Source organism: Pseudomonas sp. SJZ077, from assembly GCF_007993905.1.
Taxonomy (GTDB): domain Bacteria; phylum Pseudomonadota; class Gammaproteobacteria; order Pseudomonadales; family Pseudomonadaceae; genus Aquipseudomonas; species Aquipseudomonas mandelii.
The window spans coordinates 1-20,181 of sequence record NZ_VIUJ01000036.1 but is presented as its reverse complement, the minus strand read 5'-3'; the positions used below and the strand labels follow the sequence as shown (position 1 = coordinate 20,181).

Below are 20,181 nucleotides of genomic sequence, written 5' to 3'. Positions count from 1 at the left end.
CTTTGCCCTTTTTGTTCGTTTGAGACGCCGGGCCTGCGCAGTGTTTATGATGCGTGGGCAGGTCCAGGGATGGCCTCATTGGAACGGGCGACACGTAGCCGCAACAATGGATAAAAAGTCATACTAGCCATGTCCTCACGTCATACCTTGGATCCAAATGAAACGATTGCCTCCCCTGCCGGCGCTGCACACTTTTCTGATTACCGCGCAGTGCTGCAACTTCACTCGGGCCGCCGAACAGCTCTACATCACCCAAGGCGCGGTGAGCCGGCAGATCGCCGGGCTGGAAGAACATCTGGGTTATGAGTTGTTTATCCGCCAAGCCCGGGGCTTGAGCCTGACCGCTGAAGGACGCGAGTGGCTGCCACGGGTGCAGCAGATTTTCAGCTTGATCGACGAGGCGGTGGAACAGATCGGCGAGAAGCGCGAAACCCTGCAACTCAAGGCCCCGACGTGCGTGATGCGCTGGCTGCTGCCGCGCCTGGTGCAGTGGCAAAGGGAGCGCCCGGATGTGCCGGTCGAACTGACCACCACGGTGAAACACGGCGTGGATTTTCATCGCGAGCAGTTCGATGCGGCGGTGATCTATGGCGTCCCCCCGGAGACATCACTGGCGTCCCATCGGCTGTTCGATGAGCAACTGACACCAGTCTGCTCCAGGCCCTACCTTGAGGGGCCGGTGCCGCTGCAAGCGCCGGAGGATCTGGAACAACACATGCTGTTGCACCCGACCCGCGATGAACGCGACTGGAAAGCCTGGCTGGCCAGCGCCGATATTCGCTTGAGCAATGTCGGCAAGGGCCAGCATTTTGAAACCCTGGACCTGGCGATGTCGATGGCGTCCCAAGGGACTGGCGTGGCGATTGGGGACTGGTCGTTGATTGGCGACGACCTGAGCGCTGGGCGACTGGTCATGCCGTTTGAATTGAAGGTGAAGACAGGGTTGGCGTATTACCTGGTGTTCCCGGAAAAACCCGGGCCTTCGCCGAAGTTGCGCGAGTTGTTGGGGTGGTTGGTGGAGCAGGCTCAGTCACGCTGAGCCGCGAAGACTTGGCGCATAACCCTGTGTGCGAGCCTGCTCGCGATAGCAGTGGGTCAGTCGGCATATTTGTTGAATGACCCACCGCTATCGCGAGCAGGCTCGCTCCCACAGGTTCTTCAGTGACTCAGTAACCGACGGTGAACCGCTGAAGCGAATGCTTCGGCGCTTCCACTTCATCGATCAGCGCAATCGCGTAATCGGCGAACGAAATCCAGCTCCGCCCTTCGCTGCTCACCAGCAAATCATCCTTGCCCACCCGAAACGCCCCGGTGCGCTCACTTTCGACGAATTCCGCCGACGGGGACAGGAACGTCCAGTCCAGATCCTGTTCCTCACGCAGGTTTTCCAGAAACAAAGCCCCGGCGCTCGCCTCAGCCTTGTACTCCTCAGGAAAGCCCTTGCTGTCGATCACTCGAGTGCCGTCCGGCAGCAACAGCGAACCCGCACCGCCCACCACCAAAAGTCGTTTCACCCCGGCCTTTTTCACCGGCCCGATCACCGCGCTGGCGGGAAGGGTCGCGAAGTGTGCCGCGCTGATGACCACGTCATGACCAGCGACGGCCGCTTGCAACGCGTGGGCATCAAGGGCATCGACATCCTTGGTGATCACCCCGGCACGCGGGGCGATTTTCGAGGTGTCGCGGGCGATGGCCGTGACGCTATGACCCCTACGCAAAGCTTCTTCCAGCAGTTGGCTGCCGGCACGGCCGGTGGCACCGATGATTGCGATTTTGCTCATGACGTTCTCCAGTTGGCTTGAGTACACGCGTATTCGTTTGGCATCCAACATTGTGGCGAGGGAGCTTGCTCCCGTTCGGCTGCGCAGCAGTCGTAAAACCTGAGAGTGCGCTGTGGCTCAAACACTGCGTGGGAGCGCTTCGCACTGGAGCGCCAGCCCGGTCCAGCGGGAGCAAGCTCCCTCGCCACAGTTAATCCACTCGCCACATAAACTCATTCACCCCACTTCATCTCGCCCTTGGCGACTTTCGCGCTCAGCTCCAGCGAGCTTTCTTCGCCCAAAGTCGGGAAGCGTTTTTTCATGGCGGCGATCAGCGCAGCGGCGTCTTTGGCCTTTGGGGTTTCTTCGTCGAAGGCCTTGATGTAATCGGCAGTAAACTGCACGGCGGCCAGCGAACGGGCGCTCTCACCGAGGTAATGCCCCGGCACGATGGTTTTCGGTTTCAAGGTTTCGATGGCATGTAGCGTAGCCAACCAATCGGTGTGGGATTGCGCGGTCTGGGTGTCGGCCATCCACACGTGGATGTTTTCGGCGACGACCACGCCACCGACCACGGCCTTGATCGACGGGATCCACACAAAGGTCCGGTCCGGCTGCTTGCCGTCCAGGCCCACCACCTGCAACTTCTGCCCTTCAAGCATCAGGTTGTCACCCTTGAGTACGCCCGGCACGATGGTTTTGGCCGGCACGTCGGCGCCCATTTTCGGGCCCCAGAACGCCAGTTTGCCGTCGACGGTGTGCTTGATGTGATCCACGGTCGGCTGCGAGGCCAGCACTTTGGCGTTCGGGAAGGCGGCGGTCAGGGTGTCGAGGCCGAAGTAGTAATCCGGGTCACCGTGGCTGATGTAGATGGTGGTCAGTTGCTTGCCGCTGGCGCGGATTTTCTCGACCACCTGTTCGGCCTGGGACTTGCCGAATTGCGCGTCGACCAGAATCGCTTCTTTCTCACCGCTGACAAGAACCGAGGTCACCGGGAAGATTGCCTTGTCGCCCGGGTTGTACACGTCCAGGGTCAGGGTCGATGCCGCAGCCGCGTGGGCCGCGAAGCCGAGGGTGGCGGTGGCCAGCAAAAAGCGCTTGAGAGAGGTGAAGCCGATCATCTGTTGCTCCGTTGTCCAAATGCCGTGTCTGGCGATGGGGACAGAGCTTAGTTGCATGACTCAGTACAAAAAATGCGATGCTTGAACATAGTTTGTTTCTGAAAGCGGGCAAATAATGGATCGTCTACAAGCAATGCGAGTGTTCGTCTCAGTGGTCGACCTCGGCAGCCAGTCGGCCGCCGCCGATCATCTGGACCTGTCGCGGCCGGTGGTATCGCGTTATCTGGCCGAGCTGGAAGACTGGGTCGGCGCGCGTTTGATGCACCGCACCACGCGCAAATTGAGCCTGACCGCCGCTGGCAGCGAGATTCTGCCCCGGTGTCGGCAGATGCTCGACCTGTCCACCGACATGCAAGCCGCTGTCAGCGAGCCGGACGAGGCGCCACGTGGCCTGCTGCGCATCAGCGTCAGCACCTCGTTCGGCCAGGCGCAATTGGCGGATGCCATGGCGGCTTACGTCAAAAGGTACCCCGGTGTCAGCATCGACATGCAGATGCTCGACCGCACGGTGAACCTGGTGGATGAACGCATCGACCTGGCGATCCGCACCAGCAACGACCTTGACCCGAACCTGATCGCCCGGCGGCTGACCGTCTGCCGCTCGGTGATCTGCGCCTCCCCTGCTTACCTGAGCGAACACCCGACACCGCAGCGGGTCGAGGACTTGAGCCAGCACAACTGCCTGACCCACTCCTACTTCGGCAAAAGCCTCTGGCATTTCGAGGAGAACGGCGAGCCGGTGTCGGTGCCCGTGCAGGGCAACATCAGCGCCAACGAAGCCAGCACATTGCTGCGCGCAACCATGGCGGGTGCGGGGGTGGCAATGCTGCCCAGTTATCAGGCGGGTGTGCATATCCACAGCGGCGAGCTGATCCGCCTGCTGCCACACGCCGAGCCCCGGCAGATGAACGTGTACGCGGTGTACGCCTCACGCAAGCACATGCCGGCGGCGCTACGCAGCATGCTGGATTTTCTGGTGCTCAGGTTTCCTGAAGAGCCGGCATGGGATATCGGTCTGTAATCGCATCCCCTTGTGGGAGCGAGCCTGCTCGCGATGACGGTCCGACAGTCAACATCTCTGTTGCCTGGCACTCCGCTATCGCGAGCAGGCTCGCTCCCACAGTTTGATTGGTGATACCGCAGCCTTTGCGCTCGACTCCACTCCCCTTGTGGGAGTGAGCCTGCTCGCGATGACGGTCTGACATCCAACATCTCTGTTGCCTGACACTCCGCTTTCGCGAGCAGGCTCGCTCCCACAGTTTGATTGGTGATACCGCAGCCTTTGCGCTCGACTCCACTCCCCTTGTGGGAGCGAGCCTGCTCGCGATGACGGTCTGACATTCAACATCTCTGTTGCCTGGCACTCCGCTATCGCGAGCAGGCGCACTCCCACAGGGGGGTATCAGTGTTCTGAATGTCGGGGTACATACAAAAGCCCTGTCACTGGCAACTCACTCCCGCTGACCTATGCTCAAAGTAATACCGGAGGGTATTCGTTCAGAGGTCAACGCCATGAACACCAAAACAAGAAGATACCTCGCCATTTTCGTCACCTGCGCGGCGACGCTGGCGCTGTATGGCACCGCCGCCTGGCGTGTCGAGCAGTTGCGACAACTGCCCCGCGACTACGCGAGTTGTAACTTCGAGCGCTGCATTCCCCACAACGCGACCCTCAACGCCCTTCGGTAACGAAGGCGGTCAGGCCTCGTTGTCCTGATCGGCCTTCAAGCGGTCGCGAAAAGCCTTGGGCGAGATCCCTACCCGACGCCGGAACAGGCGTGTGAAGTTGGTCGGATCGGAAAACCCCAACACGTCGGACATTTCGTAAATGGTCATGCTGGTGTAGGTCAGCAAGCGCTTGGCTTCCAGCAACTGTCGCTCGTGCATGATCTGCAACGCCGGTTGCCCCGCCAGTTCACGACAGGTGCCGTTGAGGTGCGACACGGAGATCCCCAGCCGATGCGCCAGGTCCTCGACCTTGACGTGCTGACGGTAGGTCTCTTCCACCAGCTGGATAAAACCGTTGAGGTACTCCCGGGCACGGTGCGGACGCTGACTGGCAGCGCGGCGCGAAATCACCTGGCGGCTGACCCACACCATGATCACGCTGACCAGCGAATGCATGAGCATTTCACGCGCAGGCTGGTGCCCGGTGTATTCCTCTTGCAGCGCTGAAAACAGGCTGTTGAGGTAATCGCTGTCCTTGCCCGCCGGGTAACTTTCGGCTTGGGCCAACGCGTTCACCGAGTTGCCCAGTTGCGCCTGAAGATGGGCAATCAATGGCGCGGCCAGGGTCACGACGAACCCTTCGACGTCCTCGGAAAACCGGTAACCATGCACCGATAACGGCGGCAGGATCAGGATCGCCGGTTCGGTCAGCTCCGTGTGTTTGCCTTCGATTTCAAGCTCTGCCTGACCTTTGAATACGAAGAGCAACTGGCACAAATCAGCGTGACGATGGGGTTTGATTTCCCATTGATGTTCGCGGCTGCGTTTGGAAATGGTTTCACAGTGCAGCAAGTCGGGGGTCGGCCAGTCCAGGCTTTCACCGTAGAGCTTGAACACTGGAATCGAAGGTAGGTCAGGCTTGTTCATCACTTCAATCCAGGCCTCAGAGGGTTACGGGCGATAATCGCACCGATTGGCAGAATGTACAGGTATCGGCTCAGTTTTCACCTTCAATTGACAGACCCGCAAGGGAAAAATGCAAGCACTCGATCCATAAAAATCATTCACCGGCCGTGGTCGCGTGAAGCTTGCGAGTCATAAAAACAATGAAAACGCTGAAAACCCAAATCGCCATCATTGGCGCCGGCCCCTCCGGTTTGCTGCTCGGCCAATTGCTGCATAACGCCGGAATCGACACCCTGATCCTTGAACGACAGACCCCCGACTATGTGCTCGGCCGAATCCGCGCCGGTGTCCTCGAACAAGGCATGGTAGAGCTTTTGCGTCAGGCCGGGGTGGGTCAGCGCATGGATGCCGAAGGGCTGGTCCATGGCGGTTTCAAGTTGGCCCTCGACGGACGCCGCGTACACATTGATCTGCAAGCCCTGACCGGTGGCAAAACCGTGATGATCTACGGTCAGACCGAAGTCACCCGGGACCTGATGGCCGCTCGTCGGGAGGCTGGCGCGCAGACGATTTACCAGGCCGGCAACGTCGTACCGCACGCAATGAAAACCGCAGAACCGTTCGTGACGTTTGAGAAGGATGGCGAGACCTGGCGCCTTGATTGCGACTACATCGCCGGGTGCGACGGTTTCCATGGCGTGGCGCGACAGTCGATTCCTGCCGAATGCCTGAAGGTCTTCGAGCGGGTCTATCCATTCGGCTGGCTCGGGATTCTCGCTGATACGCCGCCGGTCCATGACGAACTGGTCTACGCCCGCCACGAACGCGGTTTTGCCTTGTGCAGCATGCGTTCGGCAACCCGCACGCGTTACTACCTTCAGGTGCCGGCCGACGAGAAGGTCGAGGCCTGGTCGGATGAGCGCTTTTGGGAGGAGCTCAAATCGCGCCTGCCTGCGGCGCTGGCCGATACTCTTGTGACCGGGCCGTCCATCGAAAAAAGCATCGCGCCCCTGCGCAGTTTTGTGGTCGAACCGATGCAGTACGGGCGGATGTTCCTGGTCGGCGACGCGGCGCACATCGTCCCGCCCACTGGCGCCAAAGGCCTGAACCTGGCAGCCAGCGACGTCAGCACCTTGTTCACCATTTTGCAAAAGGTGTACACCGAGGGACGCCTCGATCTGCTGGAGAAATACTCTGAGATCTGCCTGCGCCGGGTCTGGAAAGCCGAACGGTTTTCCTGGTGGATGACGTCGATGCTGCACCGCTTCGATGATCACGACGCCTTCAGCCAGCGCATCTGCGAGTCGGAATTGGATTACTTCGTACACTCCGAGGCCGGTCGAAAAACCATTGCAGAAAATTACGTCGGGCTTCCTTATGAGGCTATCGAATAGCCTCCTACCGACTTACACTGGCGAGCATCCCCGCTCGCCATTGCCTCGTGCGGGACACTCACTGCCCGCAGGTTCCACCGTGACCAATCTCAACCAGCCTGAAACGCCTAAACCGGCTATTCGCAGCGTGTTGATCGCCCTGATGCTGGCGATCTTTCTCGGCGCACTGGACCAGACCATCGTCGCCGTTTCCATGCCGGCCATCTCCGCGCAATTCAAGGACGTCAGCCTGCTGGCCTGGGTGATTTCCGGCTACATGGTGGCGATGACCGTGGCGGTGCCGATCTACGGCAAGCTCGGCGACCTGTACGGCCGACGCAAGTTGATGCTGTTCGGAATGGGGCTGTTCACCCTCGCCTCGCTGTTCTGCGGCATGGCCCAAAGCATGGAACAACTGGTGCTGGCGCGAATCATCCAGGGCATCGGTGCGGGCGGGATGATTTCGGTCAGCCAGGCGATCATCGGGGATATCGTCCCGCCCCGGGAGCGCGGTCGCTATCAGGGTTATTTCAGCAGCATGTACGCCGTGGCGAGTGTGGCCGGCCCGGTGCTCGGCGGTTACATGACCGAATACCTGTCGTGGCGCTGGGTATTTCTGATCAACCTGCCGCTGGGCATCGGGGCCTGGCTGGTGGCCAATCGCACACTGGTGGGTTTGCCCGTGCCACAACGCCAACCGATCATCGATTACCTCGGCACGTTGCTGATGATTATCGGTTTGACCGCCTTGCTGCTGGGCATCACGCAAGTCGGTCAGGGCCACTCATGGCGCAGCGCCGAAGTGCTGGGCCTGCTCGGGTGCGCGGTGCTGGTGCTGGCGCTGTTCGTCTGGCATGAGCGCCGGGCGCGGGAGCCGTTGCTGCCGATGCACCTGTTTGCCAACCGCAACGCGATCCTGTGCTGGTGCACGATTTTCTTCACCAGTTTCCAGGCCATCTCGCTGATCGTGCTGATGCCGCTGCGCTTCCAGAGCGTCACCGGCGCCGGGGCCGACAGCGCCGCGCTGCACCTGTTGCCGCTGGCCATGGGCTTGCCGATCGGGGCTTATTTCGCCGGACGCCGCACCTCGGTAACAGGGCGCTACAAACCGATGATCCTGGCAGGGGCGGTGCTGATGCCGATCTCGATTCTCGGCATGGCTTTCAGTCCGCCCCAGGCGTTCTTGCTCAGCAGTCTGTTTATGTTGCTCAGCGGCATTGCCAGCGGCATGCAATTCCCGACGTCATTGGTCGGGACGCAGAACTCGGTGGAACAGCGGGACATCGGCGTCGCCACCAGCACCACCAACCTGTTCCGCTCGCTGGGCGGCGCGGTGGGGGTGGCATTGATGTCGGCGCTGCTGCTGGCGCTGCTGCAGGATTCGAGCTTCGCCCACCTGGCCGGTTCGTCGATGATTGCCGAGGGCCGTTCAGGGAATGTGTTGCTGGACGGTTTGAACGCTGCACCGGGGGAGGCGCAGAACGCCTTGCGCGCCGAGTTGGCGCTGACGTTCAGGCATTTGCTGATGGTCAGTGCGGCGGTGTCGTTGCTGGGGTTGGCGGCGGCTGTTGCGATGCCGAACAGGGTGTTGCGGGGGCGGGAAGATAAGGTTCGGTGATAGACCGAGTCGCGGCCTTCGCGGGCAAGCCTCGCTCCTACAGGTGAAGCGCAATCCCTGCAGGAGCGAGGCTTGCTCGCGAAAGCGTCCTCACAGTCACCGATGAATCAAGGGCTGTAATACCCGACCGCCACCAGAAAATGCCCGACCTTTTTCAGGTAGGCATGCTTGTCTTCAACCTTGTTGGTGACCGGGTTTTTCCAGCGGTATTCGTATTCGCCGTAATCCTGCTTGGCAATCAACGCCAGGATCGGCTCGCCCACCGGTTTGCCTTCCGGGTCCTTGATCTTGCCGAAGTCGGTATTGATCAACCGCAGGTTGGTACCGTGGGCCACGTAACGCTGGGTGTTGAGGTCAACGACGAACACGTACAGGTCATCCTGCAAGTAGCCGCCCTTGAGGGAGTTGATCGCAGTCAGCGTGCCCTTCTCGTCTTTGGCCAGATCCGTCGCCGCTTTGTTCAGCAAGGCCATCGCCTGTTCCGCCGACGCCCGTGGCAGGTAGTAACCCACGGCCAGAATCCGCTGGCCAACGCGCTGATAGAACACATGCTTGCGCTCGACCTTGCCGTCGGACCAGTTCTGCCAGCGGTATTCGGCCTGCTGGATGCCATTGCCCTCCGGCACTTTCAAGGCGTCCTTGAAGGCCTTCTGCAAATCCGGTCCCAGGGTTTCGGTCACATCACGCCCGATCAAGGCCGAAGACGGCCCGCCACTGGCAAGCATCACGCCCTTGGTATCGACCACGAAGACGTAACGATCCTTGTCGACAAACTCGCCCTGACGGCTGAACGCCGCGAACGCCTTGTCGCCGTTGTCGTGGTAGTAGGCCAGGGCTTTTTCCAGCAAGGCTTTGGCCGCCTGGCTGTCATCCTTTTCCGCCGTAGCCGCCTGAACCTGCCCCAGACACAACAACAGCATCCACCCCAACACGGCCCACTTGTGCAGAACCCCCATAGCGCATCCCCTCGTTCTTGTCGGTGTTTCAAGAGCGTAGACGGCTATGGGATATGTACGAATTTTCAGGCCCTTGTAGCAGCTGCCGAAGGTTTACTGCCTTGCGCGGAGTTGCTGCTGCAGATTCTGGATCTGCGCCTGAAGGGTGTTGATGTTGCGGGTGGTCTGGCCGCGGAAGGCATCGAACTCGGCGGTATTGGTGACGCCTTGCGCTGCTGCAGGGCGGTTGTCCTGCTGGCTTTTGAGCACGATCATGTCTTGTTCCAGTCGCTCGATGGCGGCGCTCGGGTTGCCCTGTTTTTTCAGCGCGACGATGTCGGCGCCGAGGCTTTTGAGCTGGGCGTCGAATTTGCTGGTGTCGTCCGGGGCGCTTTTCAGCGCAGCCAACTCGGTGCTCAAGGCTTTGACCTGCGCCTGCAATTGCGCGTTGGCGGCCTGGTGTTCGGTGCTCTGGGCAGTCATCTGCGCCAGGCGCTTGTCCAGGTCGGTGGTTTGCGCGGTCATTTGTGCCAGACGCTTGTCCAGGTCGCTGGTCTGACCGACCACACCTTGCTGCTGCTTGCTTTGGTCCTGCAACTGGTTTTCCAGCTGCTTGATTTGCAACTTCAGGGCTTCGCTGTCGCTAGTGACGTTGGTCTGGCTGGCGACCACCTTGCCGGAAATGTCCTGCAAGCGTCCCGCCGCATCCTCACTGATCCGCGCGAAACTTTCCTGGGTGGCCACCAGTTGCTGTTCCATCAGCGAAATCTGCTGAAAGCTCCACCAGGCAAGGCCAGCGAATGCGAAGAACAAAGCGCCGACCAATGCCCACAGAGGCCCGGTGCTGGCGCTTTTGACTTTGACCACCGGCGCCGTGCGCGAATGCACGGAGGTGCGTTTCGAGGTCGGAAAATCATCGTCATCGGGGACGTCGGCGCGCAGGCTTGGAACATCATCGAAGTCGTCGTTGGCATCGTTACGCATGGACATTGAGTCAACCTTTGTGGAACGCGGTGATGGCTATAGGCAGCGAGTATAAACCCCACGGCCGCAGCGATTGACCCTCAACGCCAAACTCGGTTCAGTGCTGGCAGGTTTGTCACTGCAAAAGTCAGCGAATGTCCTGGGCTTTCCACCAGCCGCAGAATTCATCGAGGGCCGTCCAGAGACTGACTTTCGGATCGTAGTCCAGATAATGCCGGGCGCGGCTGATGTCCAGGGTGAAATTTTTGTTCATCACCTGCATGCCCAGTCGTGACAACGTCGGCTCGGGACGGCCCGGCCACAATTTGCACACCCCTTCGTTGAGCGCGGCAACGCTGTAGGCCAGGCCGTAGGAACGGTAGCGCGTCACTTGTGGGACTTCCATCTTGCGCATGACGTAATTGACCACGTCCCACAGCGGCACAGGCGTGCCGTTGCTGATGTTGTAGGCCTTGCCCAAGGCCGAGTCGCTGGCCAGCAAGCTGCTGAGCAATGCTTCATTGAGGTTTTGCACACTGGTGAAGTCGACCTTGTTCAGGCCGTTGCCGATGATCGCCAGGCGTCCCTTGCGCTGCATGCTCAGCAGCCGCGGGAAGATACTCATATCACCCGCCCCGGTGACGAAACGCGGGCGCAGGGCCAGGGTTTCGAGACCGAACTCCTGTGCGCCAAAGACCTTTTGCTCGGCGAGGAATTTGGTGGCGGCGTAGGGATGCTTGAAACGTTTAGGCACCTGTTCTTCGGTCAGCCCCAGATGATCACGGCCATCGAAGTAGATCGACGGTGACGACAAATGCACCAGGCGTCGGACCCGCTGTTTCAGGCAGGCCTCGACCACGTTTTCAGTGACCTGCACGTTGCCTTGATGAAAGTCCTGATAACGTCCCCACAAACCGACCGCGCCGGCGCAATGCACCACCGCTTCGACATCGGAACACAGCTCGCGCGCCAGTTCCGGGTCGCTCAAGTCGCCCGGGATAAACTCGGCGCCACGGCGCACCAGGTGTTCGACGCTTTCGGCCCGGCGACCATTGACCCGCACGTCCAGGCCCTGCTCCAGGGCGAAACGCGCAAAGCGTCCGCCAATGAAGCCGCTTGCGCCGGTAACCAGAATTTTCATGTAGTGCTCCAACAAATGCAGCGGTGAGCATCAAGCTACACGCAGCAAGTTAAAAACGGTCCGCAAGCGCTTCACTTGCGGCTTGCAGCTTGACGCTTATGGCTGCTTCCAGGGCACCAGCCATTGCTTCGACGAACGCACCAATTGATCGGTCAGCAACCCCAGTAGCTGACCGCCATTGCGCCAATGATGCCAGTACAGCGGCACATCGATGGGCTTATCTGGCAAAAGCTCCTGCAAGACACCGCGCTCCAGCTGCTCGCGCACCTGCAATTCGGGCACCAGGCCCCAGCCAAGCCCGGCTTCGGTCAGGCGGATAAAGCCTTCAGACGACGGGCATAAATGGTGTTCGAATCCGCCATCGACCCCGAGGGATGCGAGGTAACGATGCTGCAGGAAATCGTCCGGGCCGAAGACCAGCGCCGGGGTTTTCGCCAGCAGGTCAGCACGCACGCCTTCAGGAAAATGCCGGGCGATAAACGCCGGGCTGGCCAACGCTCGATAACGCATGGCACCCAATAACACGCTACGTGCGCCAGCCACCGGGCGCTCGCTGGCGCAAATGCACGCGGCCACTTCGCCAGCGCGCATGCGTTTGAGGCCGACGGTCTGGTCTTCGACGACCAGGTCCAGCAGCAGGTGTTGCTCGGCGCAGAAATCACTGACGGCGGCGGCCCACCAAGTCGCCAGGCTGTCGGCGTTCAGGGCGATGCGCAGACGTTCCGGCAGACCTTCTTCGTCCAGCGCCGGCACCAGCGTCTGTAGATCCCGTTCCAGCAAACGCACCTGCTGGACATGGTTGAGCAGCCGCCGACCAATCTCGGTAGGCGCCGGCGGCGTGACCCGCACCAACACCGGCTGGCCGACCCGCGCTTCCAGGAGCTTGATGCGCTGGGAGATCGCCGATTGCGACAAGCCCAGCACCTGCGCCGCACGTTCAAACCCGGCCTGCTCGACCACGGCGGCCAGGGCGGACAGCAATTTATAGTCGAACATCAGTTTTCCTAATGAGCGATCAGCATGATTGGTTTTTCTTATACCGCGTTGCACCGGAGAATAGCCAGTAAGCACTCTTGAACAGGATCACCGACATGGCTGGCGAAACTTCATTGGCAACCCTGCTGCGCAGCATGAGCCCGCACCTCAACGAGGGTGAATATGTATTTTGCACCCTGCGCGACGGCCAATTGCCCGCCGGCCTCGCGATCGTCGGCAGCTTTCGCGAGCAGGAGGGGCTGACCGTCATTCTCGAACGCTCCCTCGCCGAGCAGGCCGGTTTCAGCTTCGACTACGTCGCGGCCTGGATCACCTTGAACGTGCACTCAGCCCTCGAAGCCGTCGGCCTCACCGCCGCCTTCGCCACGGCATTGGGTCAGGCCGGCATCAGTTGCAACGTGATCGCCGGTTACTACCACGACCATTTATTCGTCGGTCAGGCCGATGCTCAACGCGCAATGCACGTGTTGCGCGACCTGGCAGCCAACGCGGAGTAAACCCTTATGTGGCAAAGCTATGTGAACGGCCTGCTGGTGGCCGCCGGGCTGATCATGGCGATCGGCACTCAGAACGCGTTTGTGCTGGCGCAGAGCCTTCGACGTGAACATCACCTGCCGGTGGCGGCGCTGTGCGTCACCTGCGACGCCTTGCTGGTGGCCGCCGGGGTATTCGGGCTGGCGACGGTGCTGGCGCAAAACCCGACCTTGTTGGCGGTCGCCCGCTGGGGTGGCGCGGTATTTCTGATTTGGTATGGCAGTCAGGCGCTGCGTCGGGCGTGCTCGAAACAAAGCCTGCAACAAGGTGAAAACCAGACGGTGCGCTCACTGCGTGCGGTGATGCTCAGCGCGTTGGCCGTCACCTTGCTCAACCCGCACGTTTATCTGGATACCGTGTTGTTGATCGGCTCCCTCGGCGCGCAGCAAACCGAGCCCGGCGCTTATGTCGTGGGGGCGGCCAGTGCGTCGTTGTTGTGGTTTTTCACTCTGGCACTCGGCGCGGCATGGTTGGCACCCTGGCTGGCACGGCCCAGCACCTGGCGGATTCTTGATCTGTTGGTGGCGGTGATGATGTTTGCCGTGGCGTTTCAATTAATCGTCGCCAGCTGATTATTCCAAAAGGCTCTGGAACCTCTATCCCACACAGTTGTTGCGTGGTTATGCCGCACCCCCGGTGCTATGATCCGATCCGATGCGCCGCAAAGAGTACAAACTCCCCGGCGCTTGTCTGGCCGCCCGTGATCGGCCTTGCGCTCACCGCAACTGACCTGATTAGGAGAATCATCATGGCTTTCGAATTGCCGCCGCTGCCTTACGCACACGATGCCCTGCAGCCGCACATTTCCAAGGAAACTCTGGAATACCACCACGACAAGCACCACAACACCTACGTCGTGAACCTGAACAACCTGGTGCCAGGCACCGAGTTCGAAGGCAAGACCCTGGAAGAAATCGTCAAGTCTTCCTCGGGCGGCATCTTCAACAACGCCGCTCAAGTCTGGAACCACACTTTCTACTGGAACTGCCTGGCGCCAAACGCCGGCGGTCAACCAACCGGCGCACTGGCTGAAGCCATCAACGCTTCCTTCGGTTCGTTCGACAAGTTCAAAGAAGAATTCAGCAAAACCTCCATCGGCACCTTCGGTTCCGGTTGGGGCTGGCTGGTGAAAAAGGCTGACGGTTCCCTGGCCCTGGCCAGCACCATCGGCGCCGGCAACCCGCTGACCAGCGGCGACACCCCGCTGCTGACCTGCGACGTCTGGGAACACGCTTACTACATCGACTACCGCAACGTTCGTCCGAAATACGTCGAAGCGTTCTGGAACCTGGTCAACTGGAAATTCGTGGCTGAGCAATTTGAAGGCAAAACCTTCAAGGCTTAAGCTCGACGCCAGACAAGAAACCCGGCTTTTATGCCGGGTTTTTTTATGGGCTTTGGAAGTATTCACTGCCGTGTGTCGCTCTAAACATCGAATCAACTACCCGGCCGCCTTCGCGAGCAGGCTCGCTCCCACAGTGAACACACCCTTTAATAAAACCCGCTCGATCTCCTGCGGGAGCGAGCCTGCTCGCGAAGAACGATGACGCGGTCTCTGGAATGCTATGCCGGATCGACGTTATCAAGCGCCCGGTTCACCGCCAACTCCGCCAGCATGATGATCTGCTGGATTGCCAGCACGGTGTTGCGCTGCGGGCCGATCAGGTTCGAGGCGAAATCGCTGGCCATGACGCTGGCCGAAGCCAGGGACTCGCAGGCTTGGACCAGGAGGCTTTCAGTGTCCATGTCGGGGGCGATCATGAACATCGTGCTGGGGCGCCGGGGTTTTTCGAGGTATTGGTTTGGCGGGTCGAGGTAGTAGTCGAGGGCGCGTTTTATGGCTTCGTGGTCTTTGAGGAGCGTTTCGGCTTCGGTGGTGGGTGCAGTGTTGACGGGTGGGTCGGGGATTAACTTATCCAAACTGAAATTCCTCTAATCAAACGGGTGCCATCACCCGTCGTTTCTCACGCGACGGAGGGGAGGCAGCTATGTGCGGAGTGAGAAACCGGTAGAGGAATAGACCCGGCCAGACCGAAGTCTGCCCGCACACAGCCGCCATAAAAAACTTGCAGGCAGCGGATAAGCTGGCGGCAATTATGGTGGTACTGGCGCTGTATTAAAACCTCTACGGGCTCTCACACCCGGTCGCTGAGTTTTCAGCGACAGCCAGAGGTTAGAGAACACGCTTCCTACCCGGCAACCTGAAAAATGCGTGGGAAAACGCTGAGTTTTTTACACATCGTTCAACACACAAAAATGGAACGCGGAGCGTCCCGGGCGGCATTCCCACGCGGAGCATGGGAACGATCAATCGGGAGGCATCAGGAAGAGATTGGTTGGCTGTCAGGCCGCCTTCGCGAGCAGGCTCGCTCCTACAGTGGAATGGGTGTACCTGCAAGAGATTGGTTGGCTGTCAGGCCGCCTTCGCGAGCAGGCTCGCTCCTACAGTGGAATGGGGGGTACCTGCAGGAGATTGGTTGGCTGTCAGGCCGCCTTCGCGGGCAAGCCTCGCTCCTACAGTGGAATGGGGGTACCTGCAAAGAGATTGGTCGGCTGTCAGGCCGCCTTCGCGAGCAGGCTCGCTCCTACAGTGGAATGGGGGTACCTGAAAAGAGATTGGTCGGCTGTCAGGCCGCCTTCGCGGGCAAGCCTCGCTCCTACAAGGGGTTCGGTGTAAACGCTTCGCTCTTCACCACTCATTAGGCCGAGCGTTAGCTCGCCTGCTCTTGATCTTGATCTACCCGCCCCTTTCGGGAGGCTGAGTGGAGGTGTTCATCCGGGGAGTGGCGCGCAGCGCCGTTCGACGCAGTCGAACACGCTGCATGTAGGTCGTCGCGAAGCAGACCGGAGGGCAGTGTCCCCGGATGGATACCGGAGCGAAGGAACGCCGAGCCTTAGCGAGGGGCCGGACGCTTGGGGCGAGACTTTTTGGTTCCTTTTGTGGCGTTTGACAAAAGGGACTCGCCGTAAGGGCGAAACCTCCAGCCGCCGTTACCGCAGAAACGGATATGTACCCGGTCAACCACAACATGGTCGGCCCGAAGGCCGCCATCGCGAGCAGCCTCACTCCCACAGTTGAAATGCGGACACCAGCAGAACCCAAGCCAATCTCCGACAATGAAACCAGCATTCAGCCCCTTGCCCCCCCGCCACAGCAGGCTAACATCAACAAAAGGAAAAATAGTCCCAATCCCCCTCAAGTTGAAGGACCCAACTACCGACACAGTACTAATAGGGCAAATACTCAAAACAACAGCATTTTCTGCCAAGCTGCAGGCAAAAAACCATGAGATTGAATGTCCCTTTGACTGCCATCACGGGATTGCCAATACTCATGGCAACTTGATGCTACCCGCACGGAACAAGGAATAACCCTTTGAAGCTGGAACTCAAGAACAGCTTGTCGGTGAAGTTGCTCCGGGTCGTGCTCCTGTCGGCATTGATCGTCGGCGTAGTCTTGAGCTGCGCGCAGATCGTTTTCGATGCCTATAAAACACGCCAGGCCGTGGCCAACGATGCACAACGCATCCTCGACATGTTCCGCGACCCCTCCACCCAGGCCGTCTACAGCCTGGATCGGGAAATGGGCATGCAGGTCATCGAAGGCCTGTTCCAGGACGAAGCCGTGCGCCAGGCCTCCATCGGCCATCCCAACGAAGCCATGCTCGCGCAAAAATCTCGTGAGTTGCACCATTCAAACAGCCGCTGGCTGACCGATCTCATTCTTGGCAAGGAACGCACCTTCACCACCCAACTGGTCGGCCGCGGCCCCTACAGCGAGTATTACGGCGATCTGAGCATCACCCTCGACACCGCCACCTACGGGCAGGGTTTCATCGTCAACTCGGTGATCATCTTCATTTCCGGCGTATTGCGCGCCCTCGCCATGGGCCTGGTGTTGTACCTGGTCTACCACTGGCTGCTGACCAAACCTCTGTCGCGCATCATAGAACACCTGACCGAAATCAATCCGGACCGCCCCAGCGAACACAAGATCCCACTGCTCAAGGGTCACGAAAAGAACGAACTGGGGATCTGGATCAACACCGCCAACCAGTTGCTCGAATCCATCGAACGCAACACCCACCTGCGCCACGAAGCGGAAAACAGCCTGCTGCGCATGGCCCAGTACGACTTCCTAACCGGTCTGCCGAACCGTCAGCAATTGCAGCAACAACTGGACAAGATCCTGGTCGACGCCGGTAAGTTGCAACGTCGGGTTGCGGTGCTGGTGGTGGGCCTGGACGACTTCAAAGGCATCAACGAACAGTTCAGCTATCAGACCGGCGACCAATTGCTGCTGGCCCTGGCCGATCGTCTGCGCGCTCACAGCGGTCGCCTCGGCGCCCTCGCCCGTCTCGGTGGTGACCAGTTCGCCCTGGTCCAGGCCGATATCGAACAACCTTACGAAGCCGCAGAACTGGCGCAAAGCATTCTCGATGATCTGGAAGCGGCGTTTGCCCTCGATCATCAGGAAATCCGCCTGCGCGCGACCATCGGCATCACCCTGTTTCCCGAGGACGGCGACAGCACCGAGAAACTGCTGCAAAAAGCCGAGCAGACCATGACGCTGGCGAAAACCCGCTCGCGCAACCGTTATCAGTTCTACATCGCCAGCGTCGACACCGAGATGCGTCGCCGTCGGGAACTGGAAAAAGACCTGCGTGACGCCCTGCGGCGGGACCAGTTCTACCTCGTCTACCAACCGCAGATCAGCTACCGCGATCACCGGGTGGTGGGTGTCGAGGCACTGATTCGCTGGCAGCATCCCGAACACGGTCTGGTGCCGCCGGACCTGTTCATCCCGCTCGCCGAGCAGAACGGCACCATCATCGCCATTGGCGAATGGGTACTGGATCAAGCCTGCAAGCAATTGCGCGAATGGCACGATCAGGGTTTCCCGGATCTGCGCATGGCGGTGAACCTGTCGACCGTGCAACTGCACCACGCCGAATTGCCGCGAGTGGTCAACAACCTGCTGCAGATGTACCGCCTTCCCCCTCGCAGCCTGGAGCTGGAAGTCACCGAAACCGGCCTGATGGAAGACATCAGCACCGCCGCCCAGCATCTGTTGAGCCTGCGCCGCTCCGGCGCATTGATTGCGATCGACGATTTCGGCACGGGTTATTCGTCCTTGAGCTACCTGAAAAGCCTGCCGCTGGACAAGATCAAGATCGACAAGAGCTTCGTGCAGGACCTGCTCGATGACGACGACGATGCCACCATCGTTCGGGCGATCATCCAGCTGGGCAAGAGCCTGGGCATGCAGGTGATTGCCGAAGGCGTGGAAACCGCCGAGCAAGAGGCCTACATCATCTCCGAAGGCTGCCACGAAGGTCAGGGCTACCACTACAGCAAACCGCTGCCGGCACGGGAATTGAGCGCCTACCTGAAACAGGCGCAGCGCAGTAACGCAGCCATTTTGTAGAGATCAAACAATCGCAGCCTCGTTCCACTCGACAGCTGCTACGGGTCCGTGTGCTTGTAGCCGCTGTCGAGTGAAACGGGGCTGCGATGTTTTTGACTCACGACACAACGCTTGTACGAATAAGAAATATTTCCAGCTACAACCCTTTACAGATAATGCGAAAGATTTGCATTATGTCGCAGTTTTGCGCACCCGCTGCGCCATACCCCCCTCTCGAAGCAGGATGTTCGCCATGATTCGTATGCCTCTGGCTACCGCCAGTCTGTTGGCCATCGCTATTTCCCTCGCCGGTTGTGGCGAAGGCAAAGACAAGAACGCCGCTACGCCGACGCCGGCCGCCAGCACCGCTGCGGCTCCAGCTGCCGCCCCGGCCGCTACCAGCAAAGTCGACGAAGCCGCCGCCAAAGCCGTTGTCGCGCACTACGCCGACATCGTCTACGCCGTTTACAGCGATGCCGAATCCACCGCGAAAACCCTGCAAACCGCCGTCGACGCCTTCCTCGCCAAGCCGAACGCCGACACCCTGAAAGCCGCCAAGGCTGCCTGGGTGGCTGCCCGCGTTCCTTATCTGCAGAGCGAAGTGTTCCGCTTCGGCAACACCATCATCGACGACTGGGAAGGTCAGGTGAACGCCTGGCCACTGGACGAAGGCCTGATTGACTACGTCGACAAATCCTACGAACACGCACTGGGTAACCCGGGCGCCACAGCCAACATCATCGCCAACACTCAGGTGCAGGTCGGCGAAGACAAGATCGACGTCAAAGACATCACCCCGGAAAAACTCGCCAGCCTCAACGAACTGGGCGGTTCCGAGGCCAACGTCGCCACCGGCTACCACGCCATCGAATTCCTGCTTTGGGGCCAGGACCTGAACGGCACCGGCCCCGGCGCCGGCAACCGTCCAGCCTCCGACTACCTGGAAGGCAAAGGCGCCACCGGCGGTCACAACGATCGTCGCCGCGCTTACCTGAAGTCCGTGACCCAGCTGCTGGTCAGCGACCTGGAAGAAATGGTCGGTAACTGGAAGCCGAACGTGGCCGACAACTACCGCGCCACCCTGGAAGCGGAACCGTTTGATTCGGGCCTGCGCAAAATGCTGTTCGGCATGGGCAGCCTGTCCCTGGGCGAACTGGCGGGCGAGCGCATGAAGGTTTCCCTGGAAGCCAACTCCCCTGAAGACGAACACGATTGCTTCAGCGACAACACCCATAACTCGCAGTTCTACGATGCCAAGGGTATCCGCAACGTGTACCTGGGCGAATACACCCGCGCAGACGGCACCAAAATGACCGGCGCCAGCCTGTCGTCCCTGGTGGCCAAAGCCGATCCGGCTGCCGACACCGCGCTGAAAGCCGACCTGGCCGCAACCGAAGCCAAGATGCAGGTCATCGTCGATCACGCCAACAAGGGTGAGCACTACGACCAGCTGATCGCCGCCGGTAATACCGCTGGCAACCAGATCGTGCGCGACGCCATCGCCGCCCTGGTCAAGCAGACCGGTTCGATCGAAGCCGCCGCTGGCAAACTGGGTATCAGCGACCTGAACCCGGACAACGCTGATCACGAATTCTGATCAACGCTGGCTGAGTGACTAAAGAGGCGACCTTCGGGTCGCCTTTTTCATGCCTGCCAGACACGGACCACTGTGGGAGATTCTATGTTTGGGGGGAACACCCAAACATAGAATTTGGCTTGTATTCGGTTTGGTTTTTCATCAGGGCAAACATCACTCTGG

At 60.0% G+C, this 20,181-nt stretch carries 18 protein-coding genes; 10 read left to right on the top strand and 8 right to left on the bottom strand.

Annotated elements, in window-relative coordinates; genetic code table 11:
- The first annotated feature begins 157 nt into the window (after positions 1-157).
- On the top strand, positions 158-1,039 hold the full coding sequence (locus FBY01_RS30965; protein WP_145311015.1) for a LysR substrate-binding domain-containing protein: 882 nt from the start codon (positions 158-160) through the stop codon (positions 1,037-1,039).
- A 127-nt stretch (positions 1,040-1,166) separates the two neighbouring features.
- Here the strand turns inward: FBY01_RS30965 and FBY01_RS30960 are convergent, their stop codons facing one another.
- Positions 1,167-1,781: an NAD(P)-dependent oxidoreductase gene (locus FBY01_RS30960; protein ID WP_145311013.1), complete on the bottom strand. Its 615-nt coding sequence runs from the start codon at positions 1,779-1,781 to the stop codon at positions 1,167-1,169.
- 212 nt (positions 1,782-1,993) lie between these two features.
- A complete protein-coding gene (locus tag FBY01_RS30955; RefSeq protein WP_145311010.1) occupies positions 1,994-2,881 on the bottom strand; it encodes an MBL fold metallo-hydrolase in 888 nt (295 codons plus the stop codon).
- A 115-nt stretch (positions 2,882-2,996) separates the two neighbouring features.
- On the opposite strand from FBY01_RS30955, the gene FBY01_RS30950 reads away from it, so the two are divergent.
- A complete protein-coding gene (locus tag FBY01_RS30950) occupies positions 2,997-3,902 on the top strand; it encodes a LysR family transcriptional regulator (RefSeq protein ID WP_202979502.1) in 906 nt (301 codons plus the stop codon).
- Positions 3,903-4,393: 491 nt separating this feature from the next.
- On the top strand, positions 4,394-4,570 hold the full coding sequence (locus FBY01_RS31645; protein ID WP_010457594.1) for a hypothetical protein: 177 nt from the start codon (positions 4,394-4,396) through the stop codon (positions 4,568-4,570).
- Positions 4,571-4,579: 9 nt separating this feature from the next.
- On the opposite strand, the gene FBY01_RS30940 is transcribed toward FBY01_RS31645, so the two are convergent.
- On the bottom strand, positions 4,580-5,476 hold the full coding sequence (locus FBY01_RS30940; RefSeq protein ID WP_010457596.1) for a helix-turn-helix domain-containing protein: 897 nt from the start codon (positions 5,474-5,476) through the stop codon (positions 4,580-4,582).
- A 188-nt stretch (positions 5,477-5,664) separates the two neighbouring features.
- Between FBY01_RS30940 and pobA the strand changes: the two genes are divergently transcribed.
- The gene (gene pobA / locus FBY01_RS30935) at positions 5,665-6,849 is read left to right on the top strand and encodes a 4-hydroxybenzoate 3-monooxygenase (protein ID WP_178113330.1); all 1,185 of its coding nucleotides are present in this window, start codon (positions 5,665-5,667) and stop codon (positions 6,847-6,849) included.
- Positions 6,850-6,928: 79 nt separating this feature from the next.
- Positions 6,929-8,446 carry an MDR family MFS transporter gene (locus FBY01_RS30930; RefSeq protein ID WP_145311005.1) on the top strand — a complete coding sequence of 506 codons (1,518 nt, stop codon included), beginning with the start codon at positions 6,929-6,931 and terminating at the stop codon, positions 8,444-8,446.
- Between the two features lie 107 nt (positions 8,447-8,553).
- Here FBY01_RS30930 and FBY01_RS30925 read toward each other — a convergent pair whose 3' ends face one another.
- From FBY01_RS30925 to FBY01_RS30910, 4 genes are all read right to left on the bottom strand, one after another.
- On the bottom strand, positions 8,554-9,402 hold the full coding sequence (locus FBY01_RS30925) for a cache domain-containing protein (protein WP_145311002.1): 849 nt from the start codon (positions 9,400-9,402) through the stop codon (positions 8,554-8,556).
- A gap of 93 nt (positions 9,403-9,495) precedes the next feature.
- A complete protein-coding gene (locus FBY01_RS30920; protein WP_145310999.1) occupies positions 9,496-10,371 on the bottom strand; it encodes an ATPase in 876 nt (291 codons plus the stop codon).
- A 121-nt stretch (positions 10,372-10,492) separates the two neighbouring features.
- A complete protein-coding gene (locus tag FBY01_RS30915; protein ID WP_145310996.1) occupies positions 10,493-11,485 on the bottom strand; it encodes an NAD(P)-dependent oxidoreductase in 993 nt (330 codons plus the stop codon).
- Positions 11,486-11,581: 96 nt separating this feature from the next.
- Positions 11,582-12,481 (bottom strand): LysR family transcriptional regulator ArgP, encoded by a 900-nt coding sequence (locus FBY01_RS30910; RefSeq protein WP_010457608.1) that lies wholly within the window; start codon positions 12,479-12,481, stop codon positions 11,582-11,584.
- A 95-nt stretch (positions 12,482-12,576) separates the two neighbouring features.
- Between FBY01_RS30910 and FBY01_RS30905 the strand changes: the two genes are divergently transcribed.
- From FBY01_RS30905 to FBY01_RS30895, 3 genes are all read left to right on the top strand, one after another.
- Positions 12,577-12,978, top strand: a complete 402-nt coding sequence (locus FBY01_RS30905) for an ACT domain-containing protein (protein ID WP_010457610.1) — start codon at positions 12,577-12,579, stop codon at positions 12,976-12,978.
- A 6-nt stretch (positions 12,979-12,984) separates the two neighbouring features.
- Positions 12,985-13,587: a LysE/ArgO family amino acid transporter gene (locus FBY01_RS30900; protein WP_010457612.1), complete on the top strand. Its 603-nt coding sequence runs from the start codon at positions 12,985-12,987 to the stop codon at positions 13,585-13,587.
- A 176-nt stretch (positions 13,588-13,763) separates the two neighbouring features.
- The gene (locus tag FBY01_RS30895; protein WP_010457614.1) at positions 13,764-14,360 is read left to right on the top strand and encodes a superoxide dismutase; all 597 of its coding nucleotides are present in this window, start codon (positions 13,764-13,766) and stop codon (positions 14,358-14,360) included.
- Positions 14,361-14,578: 218 nt separating this feature from the next.
- On the opposite strand, the gene FBY01_RS30890 is transcribed toward FBY01_RS30895, so the two are convergent.
- Positions 14,579-14,935: a DUF6124 family protein gene (locus tag FBY01_RS30890; RefSeq protein WP_145310994.1), complete on the bottom strand. Its 357-nt coding sequence runs from the start codon at positions 14,933-14,935 to the stop codon at positions 14,579-14,581.
- A 1,456-nt stretch (positions 14,936-16,391) separates the two neighbouring features.
- Between FBY01_RS30890 and FBY01_RS30880 the strand changes: the two genes are divergently transcribed.
- Both FBY01_RS30880 and FBY01_RS30875 read left to right on the top strand, forming a co-directional pair.
- The gene (locus tag FBY01_RS30880; protein WP_010457618.1) at positions 16,392-18,443 is read left to right on the top strand and encodes a bifunctional diguanylate cyclase/phosphodiesterase; all 2,052 of its coding nucleotides are present in this window, start codon (positions 16,392-16,394) and stop codon (positions 18,441-18,443) included.
- Between the two features lie 232 nt (positions 18,444-18,675).
- Entirely contained in the window at positions 18,676-20,019 is a 1,344-nt protein-coding gene (locus FBY01_RS30875; protein ID WP_145310992.1) for an imelysin family protein, read from the top strand.
- Positions 20,020-20,181: the final 162 nt, after the last annotated feature.

Coding starts and splice junctions, on each gene's coding strand:
- FBY01_RS30965 (WP_145311015.1), top strand. CDS start 158: ATGAAACGATTGCCTCCCCTGCCGGCGCTGCACACTTTTCTGATTACC.
- FBY01_RS30960 (WP_145311013.1), bottom strand. CDS start 1,781: ATGAGCAAAATCGCAATCATCGGTGCCACCGGCCGTGCCGGCAGCCAA.
- FBY01_RS30955 (WP_145311010.1), bottom strand. CDS start 2,881: ATGATCGGCTTCACCTCTCTCAAGCGCTTTTTGCTGGCCACCGCCACC.
- FBY01_RS30950 (WP_202979502.1), top strand. CDS start 2,997: ATGGATCGTCTACAAGCAATGCGAGTGTTCGTCTCAGTGGTCGACCTC.
- FBY01_RS31645 (WP_010457594.1), top strand. CDS start 4,394: ATGAACACCAAAACAAGAAGATACCTCGCCATTTTCGTCACCTGCGCG.
- FBY01_RS30940 (WP_010457596.1), bottom strand. CDS start 5,476: ATGAACAAGCCTGACCTACCTTCGATTCCAGTGTTCAAGCTCTACGGT.
- FBY01_RS30925 (WP_145311002.1), bottom strand. CDS start 9,402: ATGGGGGTTCTGCACAAGTGGGCCGTGTTGGGGTGGATGCTGTTGTTG.
- FBY01_RS30920 (WP_145310999.1), bottom strand. CDS start 10,371: ATGTCCATGCGTAACGATGCCAACGACGACTTCGATGATGTTCCAAGC.
- FBY01_RS30915 (WP_145310996.1), bottom strand. CDS start 11,485: ATGAAAATTCTGGTTACCGGCGCAAGCGGCTTCATTGGCGGACGCTTT.
- FBY01_RS30910 (WP_010457608.1), bottom strand. CDS start 12,481: ATGTTCGACTATAAATTGCTGTCCGCCCTGGCCGCCGTGGTCGAGCAG.
- FBY01_RS30905 (WP_010457610.1), top strand. CDS start 12,577: ATGGCTGGCGAAACTTCATTGGCAACCCTGCTGCGCAGCATGAGCCCG.
- FBY01_RS30900 (WP_010457612.1), top strand. CDS start 12,985: ATGTGGCAAAGCTATGTGAACGGCCTGCTGGTGGCCGCCGGGCTGATC.
- FBY01_RS30895 (WP_010457614.1), top strand. CDS start 13,764: ATGGCTTTCGAATTGCCGCCGCTGCCTTACGCACACGATGCCCTGCAG.
- FBY01_RS30875 (WP_145310992.1), top strand. CDS start 18,676: ATGATTCGTATGCCTCTGGCTACCGCCAGTCTGTTGGCCATCGCTATT.